Raw genomic sequence first — 16244 nt, 5'->3', positions numbered from 1 at the left:
ACCGGCACCGGGAACCGCGCGAGCCGAGGAGTGGGGCGTATGACCAGCAGCATCCCTGTCGCCGACACCCGTATGGCGCAAGGCCCCGCCCTCCAGGCGGTGCTCCTCGACATGGACGGCACCTTGGTGGACACCGAGGGCATCTGGTGGGCGGCGGAGAGTGAGGTCTTCGCGGATCTCGGGCACGTGCTGGACGAGGCGCACCGCGAGGTGGTGATCGGCGGCCCGATGGCCCGCAGCGTGGGGCACCTGATCGCCGCCACCGGCGCGGACGCGACGCTGGCCGAGCTGATGCTGGCGGTCAACATCCGCTTCGAGAAGCTGATCGCCCGGGGCGCGCCGCTGATGCCCGGCGCCCGCAGGCTGCTCACCGAGCTCGCCGCGTACGGCGTCCCGACCGCCCTGGTGTCCGCCTCGCACCGGCGGACCATCGATGTGATGCTGCGCACGCTGGGCGCGGAGAACTTCGCCTTCACCGTCGCGGGGGACGAGGTGAGCCGCACCAAGCCGCACCCCGAGCCGTATCTGACCGCCGCCGCCCGGCTGGGCGCGGACCCGGCCGCCTGTGTGGTCGTCGAGGACACCCTGACCGGTGTGGCGTCCGCCGAGGCGGCTGGCTGCCGGGTAGTCGCGGTGCCCTCGCTGGTGCCCGTCGAGGCCGCTCCAGGGCGTACGGTCGTCGGTTCGCTCGAAGAGCTGAGCGTGCCTTTCCTGCGCGCTTTGAATGCGCGCGTTCACTGAGCGTATTTGCTGAATAGGAACCGTCCAGAGGCGTCTCACAGGTCGGAATCCGGCCCCTGGTGATCTATGTCACGCGCGGGGAGGTCGACACCGCGCTGTCCTGCCTGGATGAGATCCGCAGATCGGGACGTGCGGCGCGGCCGAATGTCCGCAATGTTCCGACCGGGGAGGGATCGTACCGCCGTCCGTTTATCGGTGTTCCGAGCCCCGTTATCGGTATGTAATTCCGCCTCAACTCCGCCGTGCTCTAGCGGAGTAGGTCCCTCCGGCTAGTGTCCCTGCTGGTCAATGCCGAATCGAACGACCGGCATTTGAGCAAGGGGATTCACTGGATGTCACGTAACAAGCGTGTCGTCGCCGCAGCCGCCGTGGCCTTCCTGGCCGTCGGTGCGTCCGCGTGTGGTGGCAAGAAGGACAACTCGTCGGCCGGTGGCGGAAAAGGCGCCGTGATCGTCGGAACCATCGACTCGGTGTCGTCACTCGACCCCGCGGGAGCGTACGACTACGGCTCCTGGGAGGTCATCGACAGCGTCTACCAGAAGGTCATGCACTTCCCGACCGGCGGCACCACGCCGGAACCGGACGCGGCCAAGTCGTGCGCCTTCACCGACCCGAAGACGTACGCCTGCACGCTCCAGCCGGGGCTGGTGTTCTCCAACGGCGACAAGCTCACCGCCGCGTCGGTGAAGTTCTCGTTCGACCGCATGGTCGGCATCGCGGCGCCCAACGGCCCGTCCAGCCTGCTCGCCAGCCTGGACAGCACCGAGGCCAAGGGCGACGACCAGGTGGTCTTCCACCTGAAGAACGCCGACTCGACCTTCCCCTCGGTGCTCGCCACCGACGCGGGCGCGATCGTCGACGAGAAGACCTTCCCGAAGGACAAGCTCCTCGACGGCTCGAAGATCATCGGCTCGGGTCCGTACACGCTGGACAAGTACACGCCCAAGCAGCAGGCGTCGTTCCTGGCCAGCAAGACCTACAAGGGCCCGGCCAAGCTCAACAACGGCCAGTTCGTGCTCCAGTACTTCTCCGAGGCGTCCGCGCTCAAGCAGGCCGTCAAGGACGGCACGGTCAACGCGGCCTTCCGCACCCTGTCGCCCACCGACACCGCGGACCTGAAGAAGACCTCCGGCATCCAGGTGCTCGACGGCACCGGCACCGAGAAGCGCTACCTGGTCTTCGACGCCAAGGTGAAGCCGTCCGACCAGAAGGCGGTCCGCCAGGCCGTCGCCCAGGTCATCGACCGCGAGGGCATCGCCAAGGACGCCTACGACGGCACCGTGGCCCCGCTCTACTCCATGGTCGGCAACGGCATCCAGGGCCACACCGAGGCCTTCAAGGACAAGTACGGCGCCCCGGACAAGGCCAAGGCCGCCGCGATACTCAAGGACGCGGGCATCACCGCCCCCGTCGACATCGCGTACGCCTGGACCCCCAGCCACTACGGCGCCGCGGCGGCCGACGAGGCCACCGCGATCAAGCGGCAACTGGAGGCCACCGGCCTGTTCAAGGTGAAGCTCAGCTCCACCGAGTGGCAGCAGTACCAGAAGGACGAGAAGTCCGACACGTACGCCTCGTACATGATCGGCTGGTTCCCCGACCTGCCGGACGCCGACAACGACGTCTCGCCGTTCCTGGGCAAGCAGCCCTTCCTCGGCACCGGCTACGACAACCCGGAGATCCAGCAGCTCCTGGTCAAGGAGCAGGGCACCGACGACGCCAAGGTGCGCGACCAGGCGTTCGCCGACATCCAGAAGATCGTCGCCGACGACGTCCCGATCATCCCGCTCTGGCAGGGCAAGCAGACCGTGGTCATCCGTGACGGCGTGACCGGCGCCGACAAGGCGCTCGACCCGACGATGTTCCGGTTCTACGAGCTCGGCTCCAAGTGACGGACGGCCGGTCCGCGGGGGTGACGCCCCCGCGGACCGGCCGCCGCGGCTGTTCCCCAGCCCGCACCCCAGCCCGTACCTGAGCCTGTTCTGTTCCTGAAGAAAGACACACTCAGTTGAGCAACACGAGCAAGCAGTCCGGGTCGCTGCGCCGCTACGTCCTCACCAGGATCGCGCTCGCCGTGCCCATGGTCCTCATCCTGCTGGTCCTGGTCTTCGTCATGATGCGGGTGGCGCCGGGCGACCCCATCTCGGCCTCGCAGGGCGGCAAGCTCAGCGCGGCCGAACTCGCCGCCAGACGCCACGCGGCGGGCTTCGACGCCCCCATCCACCAGCAGTTCTGGGACTACCTGAAGTCCGTCGGCACCCTGAACTTCGGCACCACGTTCTCCGACCGTCGCAGCGTGCGGGACATCATCGTCGAGAACGGCGGCGCCACCCTCACCCTCACCGCGGGCGCGCTGGTCTTCGCCGCCGTCATCGGCATCCCCGTCGGCCTGCTCGCCGGCCGCTACCGGGACCGCGCGGTCGACGTCACCAGCCGGCTCTTCAGCACCGTCAGCTACGCCGCGCCCGTGTTCGTCACCGCGCCGCTGCTGATGCTCGCCTTCGGCTCCACCTCCGGCCAGGCCTCCCCGCTGGTGCAGCTCAACGTGCCCACCCAGACGCACATCCTCATCGTGGACGCGGTGCTGGCCGGCGACTGGGACGCGGTCGGCGACATCACCCAGCACCTGATCCTGCCGTCGGTCTGCCTCGGCCTGCTCGTGGTCGGCGTCTTCATCCGGATGATCAGGATCAACCTCATCCAGTCGCTCCAGGGCGACTACATCGAGGCCGCCCGCGCCCGCGGCGTCAAGGAACGCCACGTCGTGGCGCGGCACGGCTTCCGCAACGCCCTGGTGCCGGTGATCACGGTCCTCGGCCTCCAGGTCGCCATGCTGCTCGGCGGCGCGGTGCTCACCGAACAGATCTTCAACTGGCCCGGCATCGGGCGCCAGTTGATCGACTACATCAACCAGCGCGACTACGTCGCCGTCCAGGGCATCGTCACCGTCTTCGCCCTGGTCGTCGTCGTGATCAGCATGCTGATCGACTTCGTGAACGCGCTGATCGACCCGAGGGTGCGGTACTGATGGCCCAGACAACCCCCATACCCCCCGGCCCGGCCACCGAGGCCCCGCAGGCACAGCTGCCCGCCCCCAGGTCGACCCGCTTCGGCGGCCTGCGGCGGATCTGGGCGGCGATCCGCGAGGCCCGCGGCGTACCGCGGTTCATGCTCTGGACCGGCGCCCTGATCTCCGCGCTCTTCGTGATCATGGCCGTCTTCGGCCCGCTGATCGCGCCGTACGACTTCGACACGTACCAGTCCGGCGGCACCCGCTTCCCCAAGCAGGGCGCGCCCGACGGCGACCACTGGTTCGGCACCACCGTGCAGAGTCTCGACGTGCTCTCGCGCACCATCTACGGCGCCCGCACCGCGCTGGAGGTGATGGTGCTCGCCGTGGTGTTCTCACTGATCATCGGCGTCCTGCTCGGCCTGCTCTCCGGCTACTTCGGCGGCTGGCTCGACCGCATCCTGGTGCTCGTGATGGACGCGCTCTTCGCGTTCCCCTACCTGCTGCTGGCGATCGTCGCAGGATTCGTCTTCGCCGGGATCGCGGGCGGCAGCATCATCACCGCCGCCCTGTCGATCACCGTGGTCTACATCCCGCAGTACTTCCGGGTGGTCCGCGCCTCCGCGCTCTCCGCCCGCGAGGCGACCTTCGTCGAGGCCGCCCGCGCGATGGGCGCCAAACCGTCCGTCGTCATCCGCAAGTACCTCTTCGGCAACGTCATCCAGTCGGTGCCCGTCATCACCACGATGAACGCCGCCGACGCCATCGCCACCCTGGCCGGCCTCGGCTTCCTGGGCCTGGGCATCCAGCCCACCGACGCCGCCGAGTGGGGCTACGACCTCTCCCGCGCCATCGACGACGTCAACGCGGGCATGTGGTGGACCTGCCTCTACCCGGGCCTGGCCATGGTCATCGCGATCCTCGGCTTCACCCTGCTCGGCGAAGGACTCAACGACGTCCTCAACCCGACCATGCGCCGCCGCCGGATCTCCAAGGTGCTGCTCCCGCCGCACACCCGCCGCCGCACCGTCATCACCCCCGAAGGGACGGCCGCCAAGTGACCACCGTGACCGAACCCGTCCCCGCCGGGCCCGCGCCCGCCGGACCCGTCCTGTCCGTACGCGACCTGCGCGTCTGGTACGGCACCGACCGCGGCCCGGTCCGCGCCGTGGACGGCGTCAGCTTCGACGTACGCCCCGGCGAGACCCTCGGACTGGTCGGCGAGTCCGGTTGCGGCAAGTCCACCCTCGGCCGCGGCGTCCTCGGCCTCACTCCGGCCGCCGCCGCGGTCGACGGCGAGGTCGTGCTGAACAGCGAGGGCGGCGCGGGCCGCAACCTCACCGAACTGTCCGACCGCGAGATCCAGAAGCTGCGCGGCCCGGAACTCGGCCTGATCTTCCAGGAGCCGATGACCCGGCTCAACCCCCTCATGCGGATCTCCCAGCACTTCGAGGAGGCCCTGCGCACCCACCACAAGGACCTCCCCAAGCGCGAGGTGAAGGCGCGCGCCCTGGAGGCGCTGCGCGGCATGGGCATCCCCGAGAGCCGCTACGAGAACTACCCGCACGAGTTCTCCGGCGGCATGCGGCAGCGCATCATGATCGCGCTCGCGCTGGTGCTGCGGCCCGCGTTCATCGTCGCCGACGAGCCCACCACGGCCCTCGACGTCCTGGTCGAGGCGCAGATCATCAAGATCCTCGCCGACCTCAGGAAGAACTTCGACACCTCACTGGTGCTGATCACGCACAATCTCGGTATCGTCGCCGAAGCGTGCGACCGGGTCGCGGTGATGTACGCCGGCCACATCGTCGAACAGGGCGATGCCCGCGCGGTGTTCGCCGACCCGCAGCACCCGTACACCAAGGAACTGCTCCGCTCGACCATCTCCCTGTCCACCACGGGACTGCACTACATCCCCGGCAGTCCGCCGGATCTGGTGCGACCGCCGGAAGGCTGCCGGTTCCACCCGCGCTGCCCGGTGGCGATGGCGGGATGCGCGACGGCGGAGCCGCCCGAGGTGACGCTGCCCTCCGGCGTGCACAGCGCCTGCTGGCACCAGGCCATCGAGGCCGATCCCTCGCTGGCCGACGAGTTGGGAACGGGCGGGCGCGAGCCGCTCGCCGCGGTGAAGGAGATCAGCGTTGCTGACGAAGCCTGATGTGATGCCCTCCGGCGACGCCGCCGGGGACGGCGCGGAGGCGCTCGTCGAGGTCGACGACCTCGAAGTCCACTTCGGCCTGCGCGGCAGCCTGCTGGGATGCTTCGGCGGCCGGGCGGCCGGCGCCGTCAGGGCCGTCGACGGCGTGAGCCTCACCCTGCGCAAGGGCGAGGTGCTCGGCCTGGTCGGCGAGTCCGGCTCGGGCAAGACCACCCTCGGCCGCACCCTGATCGGCCTGAACAAAGCCACCGGCGGCTCCATCCGCTACCGCGGCCAGGAGATCGGCGGCCTCGGCGAACGCGCGCTGCGCCCCCTGCGCCGCAAGCTCCAGATGGTCTTCCAGGACCCGCACGCCTCCCTCAACCCGGCGATGGACATCCGCACCGCCGTCGGCCACCCGCTGCGCATCCACCGACTCGTCGACAGCGACCAGGAGTACGACGCCAGGGTCACCGACGCACTGGAGCGCGTCGGCCTCACCCCGCCCGAGCGCTACCTCTCCAAGTTCCCCGCCGACCTGTCCGGCGGTCAGAAGCAGCGCGCCGTACTGGCCCGCGCGATCATCGCCGAGCCGGAACTGCTGGTCGCCGACGAGCCCATCTCGATGCTCGACATGAGCGTCCGCGCCAAGATCCTCCAGCTCATGCTGGACCTCAAGCGCGACCTGGACCTCACGTACGTCTACGTCACCCACGACCTGGCGAGCGCGAAGTTCTTCTGTGACACCATCGCCATCATGTATCTCGGCCGGATAGTCGAGTACGGCCCGACCGCACAGGTCTTCGCCGACCCGCAGCACCCCTACACCAAGGCCCTGCTCGCGGCCATCCCGGAGCCCGACCCGCGGCTGGCCGTGGAGCGCGAACTGCCGCGCGGCGAGATCCCGGACGCCGCCGCACCGCCCCTGGGCTGCGCCTTTCACCCGCGCTGCCCGGTCGCGGTCGCCGAGTGCGGCTGGGAGGCCCGAGACCTGCGCGCCCTGCTGGAACGCCGCTGGCTGGAGCTGCCCCCGCAGGACACCACCGTGGAGAAGGCGCTGTTCGCGGACCTCGATTCACTGTCCGCTCCAGGGCTCGGCCGCGTATCGATCGCCCCCGGAAGAAGCCACACGGCCGAGGATGTGCTGGAATACCTCCGGCGTCTGCGCGAGGAAGCATCGGCAGCCGAACCGCGTGAGCCCTTCTGGCGCGGAGTGGTCACGATGCATGCCGAAAGCGGCCGGGTCGTGGTGGAGTTCGCCCCGCCACGCGATCCGCGCCTCAACCTGATTCCGAAGACCGGCGTGCAAGTCGCCTGCCACCTGCACCAGCACGCCGCGAGCGCCCAGGGAACATGAGCGGGAACAAGAGGAGAACGACGACGATGAACCGCAAGCTTCTGGTGCTGCCCGCCCTGCTGGGCGTCATGACACCCCTGATCGCTGGGTGCGGCGGTACCGGCGGGGGGAGCGGCGACAGCGGCAAAGCCATCGTCGTCGGCACCACGGACAGTATCGAGCTGACCAAGGACAACCCGGCCCCCCTCGACCCGGCGACCTCCTACGACAGCGCGACCTGGAACATCTTCTACAACACGTTCCAGATGCTGCTCACCTACCCGCGCGGCAGCACCACTCCGACCCCGGACGCGGCGAAGGAGTGCCACTACAACGACACGTCCGGGCTGACGTACACCTGCACGATGCGCGACGGCCAGAAGTTCTCCAACGGCCACGACCTCACGGCGGAGGACGTCAAGTTCTCCATCGAGCGCATGCAGAAGATCAACTACAAGGTCGGCCCGGCGTCCCTCATATCGAACGTGAAGTCCGTCGAGGCGCCCGACTCCAAGACCGTGATCTTCCACCTGAAGGCCGCCGACGCCACCTTCCCGGCCAAGCTCGCCACCCCGGCCGCCGCGATCGTCGACAGCCGGGTCTACGAGATGGACAAGCCGTACAACGGCTTCAAGCTGGTCGGCTCGGGACCGTACACGCTGGACTCCTTCGTCCAGGCCAAGCAGGGCGTGTTCTCCAAGAACTCGCACTACGGCGGCATCCTCAAGCTCAACAACAGCAAGGTCGACCTGAAGCTGTTCGCCGACTCCAAGAAGATGGAGGCGGCGCTCAAGGCCGGCAGCATCGACGTGATGTCGCGCACGCTGAACCCGGACCAGATCAACAACCTGCTCCAGAGCACCGACCCGAACGTGAAGCTGACCGAGGCCCCCGGCGGCGAGGCGCGCTACCTGTTCCTCAACACCGACTCGCCGAACCTCAAGGACGTCGCGGTCCGGCAGGCCATGGCGTGGGTCCTGGACCGCCAGGCGATCACCCGTGACGTCTACAAGCGCACCGCCGAGCCGCTGTACTCGGTCGTGCCGCAGGGCATCACCGGTCACATCAACTCGTTCTTCAACAAGTACCAGGTGCCGAGCGTCAGCAAGGCCAAGTCGCTGCTGCACCACGCGGGCATCGACGACAAGGTCGAGCTGATCATCAACTACCGCCGTGACACCGGCGGCACGATGAACCAGCCGGAGGCCGAGGAGATCGCCCGGCAGCTCAACGCCAGCGGCCTGTTCACCGTCACGGCCAAGAGCGAGCAGTGGAACGCCTTCCTGTCCAAGGCGTCCTCCCGCGCCTACCAGATCTTCGCGATCAGTTGGCTCCCGGACTTCCCGGACCCCGACAACTACATCGCGCCGTTCTTCGACAAGGACAACTTCCTGAACCTGCCGTACCAGAACAAGCAGATCCAGGACCAGATCCTGCCCGCCACCCGCAAGCAGGCCGAACGCAGCACCGCCAGCGCCGACTTCGCGACCGCGCAGAACCTCATCGCGCAGGACGTGCCGATGCTGCCGCTGTGGCAGGGCAAGCAGTACATCGCGTCGCGCAACGACATCACCGGTGTCGAGTGGGCGCTCAACTCCTCGACCACCACGCAGTTCTGGGAGCTGGGCCGCGGCGTCTCCGGCTGACCCGGAGACCGGCCGTCCGGTGACGGCGCGACGATGAAAGCGGCCGGCCGCGGTCCCGAACCTCAGGGACCGCGGCCGGCCGCTTCACGCATGTCGTACGCCCGCGGGCGGCGTCAGCCCGCCCCGGGGCGCACCAGCCCGCTCTCGTACGCGTAGACCGCCGCCTGCACGCGGTCGCGCAGCGCCAGCTTGGTGAGCACATGGCCGACATGGGTCTTGACGGTCGTCTCGCTGACGAACAGCTCGGCGGCGATCTCCGCGTTCGACAACCCGCGGGCCACCAGCTTCAGCACCTCGACCTCGCGCTCGGTCAGCGAGTGCAGCGGCTGCGGCACCGCGTCCTCACCGGACGGCAGCCGGCCCGCGTACTTGTCCAGCAGCCGCCGCGTGATGCTCGGCGCGAGCATCGCCTCACCGGCCGCGACCACCCGGATCGCCTGCACCAACTCGGCGGCGGGAGCGTCCTTGAGCAGAAAGCCGCTGGCCCCCGCCCGCAGCGCCTCCACCACGTACTCGTCGAGGTCGAAGGTGGTCAGCACCAGCACCTTGGCCGGCCCCGACCGGTCGGGCCCGGTGATCTGCCGGGTCGCCTCCACCCCGTCCATCCGGGGCATCCGGATGTCCATCAGGACCACATCGGGCTGCAACGCCCGCACCTGGTCCAGGGCCTGCTGGCCGTCCCCGGCCTCGCCGACCACGACGAGATCGCCTTCGGCCTCCAGGATCATCCGGAAACCGGTACGCAACAGGGGCTGATCGTCCACCAGCAGGACGCGAATAGCCACGGGTTCTCCTTCGCCTTCGCTAGATCGGGCCATTCTCGCCCACGAGAGGCAGCGCACCCGCTATTTCCGCCAGGGGATAGGGCGGGGGAGTCCCCCCGAACTCGGGACAGAACGCCTGGTGGTCGCACCAGCCGCACAGCGGCGTACGGCGCGGGCGCCAGTCCCCGCTGGCCGTCGCCTCCCTGATCGCCTCCCACAGGGCCTGCAACTTGCGCTCGGTGGCCCGCAGATCGCCCTCGGTCGGGTCGTACGTCAGCACGTCCCCGCTGCCCAGGTAGACGAGTTGGAGGCGGCGCGGCACCACACCGCGCAGCCGCCACAGCACCAGCGCGTAGAACTTCATCTGGAACAGCGGCTCGTCCGCGTACTCCGGGCGCGGTGCCTTGCCCGTCTTGTAGTCCACCACCCGCAGGTCGCCGCTGGCCGGTGCCACGTCCAGCCGGTCCACGTATCCGCGCAGCGTCAGCCCGGACTCCAGCACCGTCTCCACGTACAGCTCGCGCTCGGCGGGCTCCAGACGCGTCGGGTCCTCCAGGGTGAACCAGCGGTCCACCAGCCGCTCGGCGCTCTCCAGCCACTGCGCCAGCGCCCCCGCGTCCACCGCGTCGTCCGCCGCCCGGAACAGCGACGCCAGCTCGGGGCGGGCCGCCAGCAGCTTCCGCCACTCGCCCGGCACCATCGCCCGGGCCCGCTCGGCCGTACGCTCGGCGGCAGGGGCGTCGAAGAGCCGTTCGAGCACGGCGTGCACCACGGTGCCCCGGGTGGCCGCTTCGCTCGGCTGCTCGGGCAGCCGGTCGATCACCCGCAGCCGGTACAGCAGCGGGCAGCGCATGAAGTCCGCCGCGCGCGACGGGGACAGCGACGACGGCGGTCGCGGCGGGATGCTCTCGGTGCTGGTGCCCATGGCAGACGACCCTACGGCCTGCCACCGACAGTGCGGGTGTCCCGCCCGGAACAGCGGGGCAATAGCATGGTTGCGGAGCCCGTCGTCCCGCATGATCGACTCAGGGTCCGTATCTGACGAGGGGAACCAGTGAGCGAGAGCGGCCGGCCGCCGTCCAAGAACACCGACATCCCGGGCCGGGACGGCGGCAGCGACAAGCCGCCGCGCGAGCCCGGAGGCGGCATCCTGATGGGCCGCTTCTACGGTGTCCCGATCTATGTCGCCCCGAGCTGGTTCCTGGTCGCCGCCCTGATCACCTGGGTCTTCGGCGGCCAGCTGGAAACCGTGCTGCCCGAGCTGGGCCGCATCCGCTACCTGGTCTCGCTCTTCTTCGCGGTCGCCTTCTACGCCTCCGTGCTCATCCACGAACTGGCCCACACCGTCGCCGCGCTCCGCTTCCGGCTCCCCGTACGGCGGATCCAGCTCCAGTTCTTCGGCGGCGTCTCCGAGATCGAGAAGGAGTCGGAAACACCGGGCCGCGAATTCGTGCTCGCCTTCGTCGGCCCGTTGCTCTCGCTGGTCCTGGCCGGGGTCTTCTTCGGCGGCATGCAGTTCGTGGAGTCCGGCACCGTCCCCGGAGTGCTGCTCGCCGGACTCATGGTCAGCAATCTGATCGTGGCCATCTTCAACTTCCTGCCCGGCCTGCCGCTGGACGGCGGCCGGATGCTGCGCGCCGTGGTCTGGAAGATCAGCGGCAAGCCGATGACCGGCACCGTCGCCGCCGCCTGGGTCGGCCGGGGCCTGGCCATCGCCGTACTGATCGGCCTGCCCCTGCTGTCGTACGCGGGCGGCCTGCGCAACAACGGCGACGGCAGCGGCGCGGACTCGCTCACCGACGCCCTGCTCGCCGCGATCCTGGCCGCCATCATCTGGACCGGCGCGGGCAACAGCCTGCGCATGGCCAGGCTGCGCGAGCGGCTGCCGGGACTGCGCGCCCGCACCCTCACCCGCAGGGCCGTGCCCGTCGCCTCCGACACCCCGCTGTCCGAGGCGCTGCGCCGGGCCAACGAGGCGGGGGCGCGCGCCCTGGTCGTCGTGGACGGCGCGGGAGCCGCGACCGCGCTGGTCCGCGAGTCCGCGATCGTCAACATCCCCGAGCACCGCCGCCCCTGGGTCGCCGTCAGCGGCCTCGCCCAGGACCTCACCCCCGGCATGCGCGTCTCGGCCGAGCTGTCCGGCGAGGAGCTGCTCGACGCCCTGCGGGCCGCCCCCTCCACGGAGTACCTGGTGGTCGAGCCCACCGGAGAGATCTACGGCGTCCTGTCCACCGTGGACGTCGAACGCGCCTTCCTCTCGGCGATGTCCCGGCCCGACGCGTGATCGGCCCGACGCGTGATCGGGCCGGCGCGTGAACGGGCCACGTCGGCGGCCCTGGTGAGCGGGCGGCCGGAAGCCGCGTGCACAGGCGGCCGTAAAACAGCCGGTAGGGTGGTCTTATGTCCGAACCGACCGGTGCCGCCCGCCGACGCGGGCCCTTCAAAGTCGGGGACCAGGTCCAGCTCACCGACCCCAAGGGACGCCACTACACCTTCACGCTCGAAGCCGGAAAGCAGTTCCACACCCACAAGGGCGCTTTCCCGCACGACGAGCTGATCGGTGCTCCCGAGGGCAGTGTTGTCCGAACCACGGGAAACGTCGCCTACCTCGCGCTGCGCCCCCTGCTCCCCGACTACGTCCTGTCCATGCCCCGCGGCGCCGCCGTGGTCTACCCCAAGGACGCGGGGCAGATCCTGGCGATGGCCGACATCTTCGCCGGCGCCCGGGTCGTCGAGGCGGGCGTGGGCTCCGGCTCGCTGAGCAGCTTCCTGCTGCGGGCGATCGGCGACCACGGCATGCTGCACAGCTACGAGCGCCGCGCCGACTTCGCCGAGATCGCCACCCAGAACGTGGAGCGCTACTTCGGCGGCCCGCACCCCGCCTGGCAGCTCACCGTCGGCGACCTCCAGGACCACCTCTCGGACACCGACGTGGACCGGGTCATCCTGGACATGCTGGCGCCCTGGGAGTGCCTGGAACCGGTCGCCAAGGCCCTGGTCCCCGGCGGCATCCTGTGCGCGTACGTGGCCACGACCACGCAGCTCGCCCGTACGGTGGAGGCCATCCGCGAGCACGGCACCTTCAACGAGCCCGCGGCCTGGGAGACCATGGTCCGCACCTGGCACGTCGAGGGACTGGCCGTCCGCCCCGACCACCGGATGATCGGACACACCGGCTTCCTGCTCACCGCCCGCCGCCTCGCGGACGGCGTCGAGCCCCCGCTGCGCCGCCGCAGGCCCGCCAAGGGCGCCTACGGCGAGGACTACACCGGGCCCGGCAGCGCGAGCGGCGGCTCCGCCACGGCCGACGCCGCCTCGTAGCGCCACCCGGTCAACAGCGCCGTTTCGGCCAACTTCACCCGGCCGCCGCCGGTTTGCCCTCCGATGGGCACCGGCGGCGGCTTTTTCGCGGTCCGATTCCCCGGGTCCGTGCGCCTTTCCCCGAACCGCACGGGCGGTACCACGGGCAACTGCCGCCCCGCCGTTCCCCCCTGGTGTGACGTATGGCACCATGCTGGCCACCCCCCGCCGTTCGACCCCAGGAGACAGGCGAGTGCAGCCGTCCGCAGGCCCGGCCCTCCCGCACACCCGCGCCCGCACGGTGCACTGGATCACCACGGCCGCCGCGCTCGGCGCCATCGTGGCCGCGGGGGCCCTCGTACAGCCCGCGGACGCCTCATCGGGCGGCGCCAAGGCGCCCGCCACCCCGGCGGCCCCGCCGGACCCCCAGGCGGTCACGTACCCGCTGGACTGCGCGGGCGCCCCGGTGGAGGTCCTGAACCAGGTGTCCGGCGACCTGGACGGCGACGGGCGGCCCGAGACGGTCGTCGTGGTGCGCTGCCGGGCCGACACCGGCACCCCGCCCAGCGGCGTCTTCGTCCTCGCCGCGCCCGCCACCGCGGGCGGGCGTCCCACGATCGCCGAGACCCTGGTCAGGCCCGCCGACAAGCGGTCCGTCACCGGCTTCCGGCTCCAGGGCCGTACCGTACGGGCCACCGTGCTCGGCTATTCGAGCGACACCACGCCGCGCTGCTGCCCCGACCTGAAGCGGGACTACTCCTGGGAGTGGCGCGACGGGCGCTACGTGGCGCTGCCCGGCCCGGCGAACAACAGCATCTGACCGCGGGCGGCGTCCGGCCGCGCGGGCCCGGCGCCCGCCCCCCGTCCGCCCCGTCCGCCCGTCCGGCTCAGTCGGCGTCCGGGCCGTACACCTCGACCCGGTCCGCCGCGCGCCGCACGTGAATGCAGTCGCCCGGGCACTCCTTGGCCGAGTCCACCACATCCCGCAACAGCGGCAGCGGTACGGGTACGGTGGCACCAGGTGTCTGGAGCAGCTCGGCTTCCTCACCCTCCGGAGCCGGACCCTTCACATAGGCCAGCCCGTCGATGTCCAGCTCGAAAATCTCGGGCGCGTACTGCACGCAGATCCCGTCACCGGTGCAGAGGTCCTGGTCGATCCAGACCTCGAGTGCTTCGGCCGTCTCGTTGCCCACGGAAACCCTCGCCTGCCGTTCGTCGTTCAGGAAGCATCAGAAACTCATCAGCAACACCATCAGGAAGCAACAGCCCTCGCAGGGTGTTGACCGGATCGACGATACAACCGGCGGCTTTCCGATGGTGATCGGCGGGTCTCGGTGGGTATCTCACTGGCGGAGGGACGTACGCAAGGGTGAAGATCGGACACACCGCGATCGTCTTTTTGATCTAGGGGTTTACACCCCTACCGGCCCAGGTAGGGTCTGGAAACGTCCAGCTCCCCTTGGAGGAGGTGAGGACCGTGGCGGCCCACGACGACGACTACAACCGTGGCGGCCGACCCGCTCGTGGTTCGGAAGACCCCATGAGCCAGGTCGCCTTTCTTGAGCAGGAGATCGCCGTCCTGCGACGCAAGCTCGCCGATTCTCCGCGGCACACGAGGATTCTCGAGGAGCGGATCGTCGAGCTGCAGACCAACCTGGCAGGTGTGTCCGCGCAGAACGAACGGCTGGCGAACACCCTCCGGGAGGCCCGCGACCAGATCGTGGCCCTCAAGGAGGAAGTCGACCGGCTCGCGCAGCCACCTGCCGGCTTCGGCGTATTCCTTCAGGCCAATGACGACGGCACGGCCGACATCTTCACCGGCGGGCGCAAGCTCCGGGTGAACGTCAGCCCGGCCGTCGACCTCGAAGACCTCAGGCGCGGACAGGAGCTGATGCTCAACGAAGCGCTCAATGTGGTCGAGGCGATGGAGTTCGAGCGCGTCGGCGACATCGTCACCCTCAAGGAGGTCCTGGAGGACGGCGAGCGCGCCCTGGTGATCGGACACACCGACGAGGAGCGGGTGGTACGGCTCGCCGAACCTCTCCTCGACGGCGCCCTGCGGACCGGCGACGCCCTGCTGCTGGAACCGCGCTCCGGCTATGTCTACGAACGGGTCCCCAAGAGCGAGGTCGAAGAGCTCGTCCTCGAAGAGGTGCCCGACATCGACTACCGCCAGATCGGCGGACTCGGCGGCCAGATCGAGCAGATCCGCGACGCGGTGGAGCTGCCCTATCTGCACGCCGAACTCTTCAAGGAGTACGAACTGCGCCCGCCCAAGGGCGTGCTGCTCTACGGCCCTCCCGGCTGCGGAAAGACCCTCATCGCGAAGGCGGTCGCCAACTCACTGGCGAAGAAGGTCGCCGAGGTCACCGGGCAGCCGCAGGGCAAGAGCTACTTCCTCAACATCAAGGGTCCCGAGCTGCTGAACAAGTACGTCGGCGAGACCGAGCGGCAGATCCGCCTGGTCTTCCAGCGTGCGCGGGAGAAGGCGAGCGAGGGCACCCCCGTCATCGTCTTCTTCGACGAGATGGAATCTCTCTTCCGCACCCGCGGATCCGGTGTCAGCTCGGACGTGGAGAACACCATCGTCCCGCAGCTCCTCGCCGAGATCGACGGTGTGGAGGGCCTGGAGAACGTGATCGTCATCGGCGCGTCCAACCGTGAGGACATGATCGACCCCGCGATCCTGCGGCCCGGCCGCCTGGACGTGAAGATCAAGATCGAGCGTCCCGACGCGGAAGCGGCCAAGGACATCTTCTCGAAGTACCTGGTCGACACCCTGCCGCTGCACACCGAGGACCTCTCGGAGCACGGCGGATCCAAGGCGGGCACCGTGGACGCCATGATCCAGTCGGTGGTCGAGCGGATGTACTCCGAGACGGAGGAGAACCGCTTCCTGGAGGTCACCTACGCCAACGGGGACAAGGAAGTCCTCTACTTCAAGGACTTCAACTCCGGAGCGATGATCCAGAACATCGTCGACCGGGCCAAGAAGATGGCGATCAAGGACTTCCTCGACCACGACCAGCGCGGCCTGCGCGTCTCCCACCTGCTCGCCGCCTGTGTGGACGAGTTCAAGGAGAACGAGGACCTGCCCAATACCACCAACCCCGACGACTGGGCCCGTATCTCCGGCAAGAAGGGCGAGCGGATCGTCTTCATCCGCACCCTGGTGACCGGAAAGCAGGGCGCGGACACCGGACGCTCCATCGACACCGTGGCGAACACGGGACAGTATCTGTAAGCACTACCCTCCGGCTGCGGGTCCCCACAGCGGGTACCCGCAGCCGGTGTGTTTCCGGCTCAGCAC

General features: G+C 69.5%; 14 protein-coding genes. 11 read left to right on the top strand and 3 right to left on the bottom strand.

What is annotated here, in order from left to right:
- The first annotated feature begins 39 nt into the window (after positions 1-39).
- From ACFZBB_RS30925 to ACFZBB_RS30895, 7 genes are all read left to right on the top strand, one after another.
- Complete coding sequence (locus ACFZBB_RS30925; RefSeq protein WP_391129323.1) at positions 40-741, top strand: HAD-IA family hydrolase; 702 nt, start codon at positions 40-42, stop codon at positions 739-741.
- A gap of 332 nt (positions 742-1073) precedes the next feature.
- Positions 1074-2633 (top strand): ABC transporter substrate-binding protein, encoded by a 1560-nt coding sequence (locus tag ACFZBB_RS30920; protein ID WP_355333024.1) that lies wholly within the window; start codon positions 1074-1076, stop codon positions 2631-2633.
- A gap of 116 nt (positions 2634-2749) precedes the next feature.
- Complete coding sequence (locus ACFZBB_RS30915) at positions 2750-3769, top strand: ABC transporter permease subunit (protein ID WP_391129321.1); 1020 nt, start codon at positions 2750-2752, stop codon at positions 3767-3769.
- Positions 3769-4812 carry an ABC transporter permease gene (locus tag ACFZBB_RS30910; protein ID WP_355333020.1) on the top strand — a complete coding sequence of 348 codons (1044 nt, stop codon included), beginning with the start codon at positions 3769-3771 and terminating at the stop codon, positions 4810-4812. The genes ACFZBB_RS30915 and ACFZBB_RS30910 overlap by 1 nt, the downstream gene beginning before the upstream one ends.
- Positions 4809-5909, top strand: a complete 1101-nt coding sequence (locus ACFZBB_RS30905) for an oligopeptide/dipeptide ABC transporter ATP-binding protein (protein WP_391129318.1) — start codon at positions 4809-4811, stop codon at positions 5907-5909. The genes ACFZBB_RS30910 and ACFZBB_RS30905 overlap by 4 nt, the downstream gene beginning before the upstream one ends.
- Entirely contained in the window at positions 5893-7245 is a 1353-nt protein-coding gene (locus ACFZBB_RS30900) for an oligopeptide/dipeptide ABC transporter ATP-binding protein (protein ID WP_391129315.1), read from the top strand. The genes ACFZBB_RS30905 and ACFZBB_RS30900 overlap by 17 nt, the downstream gene beginning before the upstream one ends.
- 26 nt (positions 7246-7271) lie before the next feature.
- Complete coding sequence (locus tag ACFZBB_RS30895; RefSeq protein ID WP_391129312.1) at positions 7272-8870, top strand: ABC transporter substrate-binding protein; 1599 nt, start codon at positions 7272-7274, stop codon at positions 8868-8870.
- A gap of 113 nt (positions 8871-8983) precedes the next feature.
- Here the strand turns inward: ACFZBB_RS30895 and ACFZBB_RS30890 are convergent, their stop codons facing one another.
- Positions 8984-9655, bottom strand: coding sequence for a response regulator (locus ACFZBB_RS30890; protein ID WP_188282977.1), 672 nt, complete (start codon positions 9653-9655; stop codon positions 8984-8986).
- Between the two features lie 19 nt (positions 9656-9674).
- Complete coding sequence (locus tag ACFZBB_RS30885; RefSeq protein WP_355333010.1) at positions 9675-10559, bottom strand: PD-(D/E)XK nuclease family protein; 885 nt, start codon at positions 10557-10559, stop codon at positions 9675-9677.
- Between the two features lie 129 nt (positions 10560-10688).
- Here ACFZBB_RS30885 and ACFZBB_RS30880 point away from each other — a divergent pair, with 129 nt between their 5' ends.
- The 3 genes from ACFZBB_RS30880 to ACFZBB_RS30870 all read left to right on the top strand — a co-directional run bounded on the left by ACFZBB_RS30880 (position 10689) and on the right by ACFZBB_RS30870 (position 13754).
- Positions 10689-11918, top strand: a complete 1230-nt coding sequence (locus tag ACFZBB_RS30880) for a site-2 protease family protein (RefSeq protein ID WP_391129309.1) — start codon at positions 10689-10691, stop codon at positions 11916-11918.
- Positions 11919-12034: 116 nt separating this feature from the next.
- Positions 12035-12955 (top strand): tRNA (adenine-N1)-methyltransferase, encoded by a 921-nt coding sequence (locus ACFZBB_RS30875; RefSeq protein WP_391129306.1) that lies wholly within the window; start codon positions 12035-12037, stop codon positions 12953-12955.
- A gap of 232 nt (positions 12956-13187) precedes the next feature.
- Positions 13188-13754 (top strand): hypothetical protein, encoded by a 567-nt coding sequence (locus tag ACFZBB_RS30870; RefSeq protein ID WP_391129303.1) that lies wholly within the window; start codon positions 13188-13190, stop codon positions 13752-13754.
- Between the two features lie 67 nt (positions 13755-13821).
- Here the strand turns inward: ACFZBB_RS30870 and ACFZBB_RS30865 are convergent, their stop codons facing one another.
- The gene (locus ACFZBB_RS30865) at positions 13822-14127 is read right to left on the bottom strand and encodes a ferredoxin (RefSeq protein ID WP_391129302.1); all 306 of its coding nucleotides are present in this window, start codon (positions 14125-14127) and stop codon (positions 13822-13824) included.
- A gap of 284 nt (positions 14128-14411) precedes the next feature.
- Between ACFZBB_RS30865 and arc the strand changes: the two genes are divergently transcribed.
- A complete protein-coding gene (arc, locus tag ACFZBB_RS30860) occupies positions 14412-16178 on the top strand; it encodes a proteasome ATPase (protein WP_355332999.1) in 1767 nt (588 codons plus the stop codon).
- Positions 16179-16244 lie beyond the last annotated feature (66 nt).

It is taken from the genome of Streptomyces sp. NPDC008139 (genome assembly GCF_042957025.1).
GTDB lineage: Bacteria > Actinomycetota > Actinomycetes > Streptomycetales > Streptomycetaceae > Actinacidiphila.
This window is presented reverse-complemented; position numbering and strand designations above follow the sequence as displayed.

Bases quoted from the DNA above. Each gene is read 5' to 3' on its own strand.
- ACFZBB_RS30875 (WP_391129306.1), top strand. From the start codon at position 12,035: ATGTCCGAACCGACCGGTGCCGCCCGCCGACGCGGGCCCTTCAAAGTC.
- ACFZBB_RS30925 (WP_391129323.1), top strand. From the start codon at position 40: ATGACCAGCAGCATCCCTGTCGCCGACACCCGTATGGCGCAAGGCCCC.
- ACFZBB_RS30920 (WP_355333024.1), top strand. From the start codon at position 1,074: ATGTCACGTAACAAGCGTGTCGTCGCCGCAGCCGCCGTGGCCTTCCTG.
- ACFZBB_RS30910 (WP_355333020.1), top strand. From the start codon at position 3,769: ATGGCCCAGACAACCCCCATACCCCCCGGCCCGGCCACCGAGGCCCCG.
- ACFZBB_RS30885 (WP_355333010.1), bottom strand. From the start codon at position 10,559: ATGGGCACCAGCACCGAGAGCATCCCGCCGCGACCGCCGTCGTCGCTG.
- ACFZBB_RS30895 (WP_391129312.1), top strand. From the start codon at position 7,272: ATGAACCGCAAGCTTCTGGTGCTGCCCGCCCTGCTGGGCGTCATGACA.